The organism is Leucobacter sp. M11 (genome assembly GCF_035726885.1).
Lineage (GTDB): Bacteria > Actinomycetota > Actinomycetes > Actinomycetales > Microbacteriaceae > JAPFRB01.
Genome location: NZ_JAPFRB010000001.1, coordinates 349,105 through 350,959 on the forward strand (window position 1 = coordinate 349,105; position 1,855 = coordinate 350,959).

Annotated in this window: 4 protein-coding genes; all 4 read right to left on the reverse strand. The window is 71.3% G+C overall.

The window, feature by feature from the left end; genetic code table 11:
* Positions 1-415: potassium-transporting ATPase subunit KdpA (locus tag OOT08_RS01745; protein ID WP_325090844.1), on the reverse strand; the 415-nt coding region annotated here is incomplete at its 3' end.
* Positions 412-501, reverse strand: a complete 90-nt coding sequence (locus OOT08_RS01750; RefSeq protein ID WP_325090845.1) for a potassium-transporting ATPase subunit F — start codon at positions 499-501, stop codon at positions 412-414. The genes OOT08_RS01745 and OOT08_RS01750, both read right to left, overlap by 4 nt.
* Positions 498-653, reverse strand: coding sequence for a hypothetical protein (locus OOT08_RS01755; RefSeq protein ID WP_325090846.1), 156 nt, complete (start codon positions 651-653; stop codon positions 498-500). The genes OOT08_RS01750 and OOT08_RS01755 overlap by 4 nt, the downstream gene beginning before the upstream one ends.
* A gap of 173 nt (positions 654-826) precedes the next feature.
* Positions 827-1,837 (reverse strand): agmatinase, encoded by a 1,011-nt coding sequence (speB, locus tag OOT08_RS01760; RefSeq protein ID WP_325090847.1) that lies wholly within the window; start codon positions 1,835-1,837, stop codon positions 827-829.
* Positions 1,838-1,855: the final 18 nt, after the last annotated feature.

Here is a 1,855-nt window from a genome sequence, read left to right on the forward strand (position 1 = left end):
ACAGGAAGTTCTGCACGGCGAGCCCGGTGAGCTGCACGAGGTAGCCGACCGTGGCCTCGGGGGCGTAGGACTGCCAGTTGGTGTTGCCGAGGAAGGACGCGGCCGTGTTGAAGGCGAGGTCGGGGGGCACCGCCGGCAGGCCGAGGGCGCCGGGCAGCACGGCCTGGGCGCGCTGGAGGGCGTAGACGAACAGGAGCCCGACGAGGGAGAACAGGAGCACGCCGCGCAGGTAGGCCTGCCAGCTCTGCTCGGCTGTGGGGTCCACGCCGAGGAGGCGGTACACGCCGCGCTCGATGCGCCAGTCGCGCGCGCTCGTGAAGGTTCGGGCGAGGTAGTCACCGACGGGCCGGTGCGCAACGATCAGGATGAGGGCGAGGGTCGCTGCCTGGAGCGCGCCCGCCCAGCCGGGGGTCAAAACCGCTCCGGGTGCACGAGGGCGAACACGAGGAAGACGACGGCGGCGACGGCGAGCGCGGCCGCGATGAGGTCGAAGACGATCATCGGCGGTCCACCGCCCGGGCGACGAGTCCGACGAGGACGAACACGGCGAGGATGCCGAGCACGGTCACGAGGTCGAGCATGGGGTTTCCCCTCTGGAGGTGAGCCGCCCGGTCCCCCGGGCGGGTGCCGGCTGCGGCACTCCCCCAGTACACGCCCGTTTCGGGTTCCCCGAGGCGATCCTCACGGAATCCATACGGGCGGGACGCCCGCGCTCACGCTCTCCTTACGGGGTGTTTCCGCGGGCCCGGGCTGCGCTCTCGGGTGCGGGGCTCGGGTCCTCGGCGGGGCCCGGTGCGCGTTCCGCTCCGGGCCCCGTGGTTCCCGGCTACGGCCGGTGCGGCGCGCCGGGTGCGCGGGTCTTCGCGAACATGGCGAGGAGTTCGGAGCCGAGGTTGGCCGCGGCGACCGCCGTCACCTGGGCGTGGTCGTAGGCCGGGGCCACCTCCACGATGTCTGCGCCGACGATCGGCAGGTGGTTCATGCCGCGGAGGAGCTCCAGCAATTCCCGGCTCTGCATCCCGCCGGCTTCGGGGGTCCCGGTGCCGGGGGCGAACGCCGGGTCGAGGACGTCGATGTCGATGGAGATATACACCGGGCCCTCGCCCACCCGGTCGAGGAGCCGGTCGAGGATCTGATCGATGCCCTGTCGGACGAAGTCGCGGCAGTGGATGATCGTGTAGCCGAGGGCCGCGTCGTCGCTCAGGTCTTCCGGGGAGTACAGGGAGCCCCGGATGCCGACGTGCACCGAGCGGGTGTGGTCGATGAGTCCTTCCTCGGAGGCCCGCCGGAACGGGGTCCCGTGGGTGGTGTCTGCTCCGAAGTAGGTGCCCCAGGTGTCGAGGTGTGCGTCGAAGTGCACGAGGGCGACCGGTCCGTGCTGTTCGGCGAGCGCGCGCAGCACGGGCAGGGCGATGGTGTGATCTCCGCCGAGGACCAGGATGGGCCGGTTCCCCTGGGTGAGGGCGGTGACGTCGCGCTGGATCTCGGCGAGGGCGGTCGGGATGTCGAAGGGATTCGCGGAGACGTCCCCGGCGTCGACGATTTGCAGATCCGCGTAGGGATTGGTGTCCTGGGCGGGGTTATAGGGCTTCAGGAGGCGCGAGGCCTGCCGGATGGCCTCCGGGCCGAATCGGGCTCCGGGCCGGTAGGTCACTCCGGCGTCGAAGGGGACGCCGAGGACGGAGATATCGTGCCGGGCGACGTCTTCGATCCTGGGCAGCCGGGCGAAGCTCAGCCAGCCCGCGTAGCGGGGCACGAGTTGCCCGTCGAGCGGCGGAACAATTGCTGCGGCCGCGCGGGGGTCGGCGTTGGGGTGGCGTGGCGTTGGCTCGGTCATGAGTGCTCCTTGTGTTGT

What these genes read in the sequence shown, in the direction of transcription:
- OOT08_RS01750 (WP_325090845.1), bottom strand. Translation starts at nt 501, where the DNA reads ATGATCGTCTTCGACCTCATCGCGGCCGCGCTCGCCGTCGCCGCCGTC.
- speB (WP_325090847.1), bottom strand. Translation starts at nt 1,837, where the DNA reads ATGACCGAGCCAACGCCACGCCACCCCAACGCCGACCCCCGCGCGGCC.